The 235-nt window shown below is 68.9% G+C and carries 1 protein-coding gene; it reads right to left on the bottom strand.

The window, feature by feature from the left end; all coding sequences use genetic code 11:
- Nucleotides 1-235 (bottom strand): hypothetical protein (locus H0524_RS13740; protein WP_180198993.1); only part of this gene is annotated, 235 nt, incomplete at both ends.

Below are 235 nucleotides of genomic sequence, written 5' to 3'. Positions count from 1 at the left end.
GTCGGCGAGGAGGGGTTTGGCTTCGTCGGGTAGGACGTAGAGGTCGTCGCCGTGTTGTTGGACGCTGAAGCCGCCGGTGGTGTCGTCGGGTTGGTCGACCTCGGCGATGGTTTTGCCGTCGGTGAGGGTGCGGACGGTGACGATGTCGCCGGTGATCAGGGTGACGGTGTGCGTTTCCGGGGTGGTGGCGGGTGTGGCGATCGAGGCTGAGGGGGGTGGGCCGGCGGTCGCGGCG

Source organism: Salinispora sp. H7-4 (assembly GCF_013416675.1).
Taxonomy (GTDB): Bacteria; Actinomycetota; Actinomycetes; order Mycobacteriales; family Micromonosporaceae; genus Micromonospora; species Micromonospora vitiensis.
Note: the sequence above shows the minus strand (reverse complement) of the source record. Positions and strands in the feature narration are given on the sequence as shown.